The sequence below is a fragment of the Fervidicella metallireducens AeB genome (assembly GCF_000601455.1).
GTDB classification, from domain to species: domain Bacteria; phylum Bacillota; class Clostridia; order Clostridiales; family Caloramatoraceae; genus Fervidicella; species Fervidicella metallireducens.
Map to the genome: position 1 here is coordinate 1 of NZ_AZQP01000124.1, position 1,421 is coordinate 1,421.

The 1,421-nt window shown below is 31.3% G+C and carries 1 protein-coding gene; it reads right to left on the reverse strand.

The genetic code is table 11. The features are described from left to right. Window positions 1-288 precede the first annotated feature (288 nt). Window positions 289-1,421 (reverse strand): IS256 family transposase (locus Q428_RS14010; RefSeq protein ID WP_035382026.1); only part of this gene is annotated, 1,133 nt, incomplete at its 5' end.

The window sequence follows — 1,421 nt, forward strand, 5'->3', positions numbered from 1 at the left end:
AGTGTAAATAAATCTGTGTATTTAGATGAGGAGCAACTCCTTCAAGGCAAGTTTTAGACTAAATTCAAAAAGATATTTTATTTACTTCACTACTAATTGTTACCATAAATTAGGTTTTTATGCATAATGTTGATTAATTTTGGTTAAAATTTTTATAATGAGTGGGTCTATGTCTATGCATAACAAACTCACGATTAGAGCATTGTTATAATTTTTGAAGCGAAAGGAGACCTGGGTCGACTGAAGCTTCAAAATTTTTTGTTTTTTGTAAATTATATTTAGTATTAGCTATATTCTTCCCGGATATATTATCATAAGCTGATTGATTACCATATCCCAGTTTCTATACCTTTGAGTCCACTTTTTATCTATATTTTTAACCGATAGATAAAGCATTTTTTCTAATGACAAATCTGTGGGGAATATAGTTTTTGTCTTAGTTACTTTTCTAAACTGCCTGTGTAGACTTTCTATTATGTTTGTAGTATACATGATTTTTCTTATTTCATCAGGGAATTTAAAGAAAGGTGATATTACATCCCAGTTGTTTTCCCAACTCTTAATTGCATATGGATATTGAGAGCCCCATTTCTGTTCTACTTCCTTAAGTTTTTCTTTAGCAACCTCCTCATTCAATGCGTTATATACATTTTTAAAGTCTTTTGTAAACTCTTTAAGATGTTTGTATGAAACATATTTAAATGAATTTCTCAATTGATGTATTATGCACCTTTGTATTTCTGACTTTGGATAAGCAGCTTGTATAGCTTCTTTCATTCCAGTGAGACCATCAACACAGAAAACCAGAACATCTTCTACACCCCTGCCCTTAAGGTCATTAAGAACTCCAAGCCAGAATCTTGATGATTCATTTTCTCCTATCCATATACCAAGAACTTCTTTATATCCCTCAATGTTAACCCCAAGAACAACATAAGCTGCACGATTAAGAATACGTCCTTCTTCTCTTACTTTATAGTGTATAGCATCCATAAATATAAAGGAATAAATTTTTTCTAAAGGTCTGCTTTGCCATTCCTTAACTTCTGGAATAATACGATCTGTAATTTTACTAACAAGCTCTGGTGATATATCTATGCCATAGAGATCTTTAATTTGATCCTGTATATCTCTTGTGCTCATTCCTCTAGCATAAAGGGATATTATCTTATCTTCAATTCCAGAGATATCTGTTTTATTTTTAGGAACAATCTTAGGCTCAAATTCGCCATTTCTGTCTCTTGGGACATCGATTTCCATTTCACCAAATTCAGTTTTAATTGTTTTTTTAGAAAATCCATTTCTGCTGTTATCGGTTTGCTTATTTTTTACATCATATTTTTCATAGCCTAAAGTTGTATCAAGCTCCGCTTGAAGCATTTCTTCTAAGACATCTTTAAATAATTCTTTAAGGGTAGATT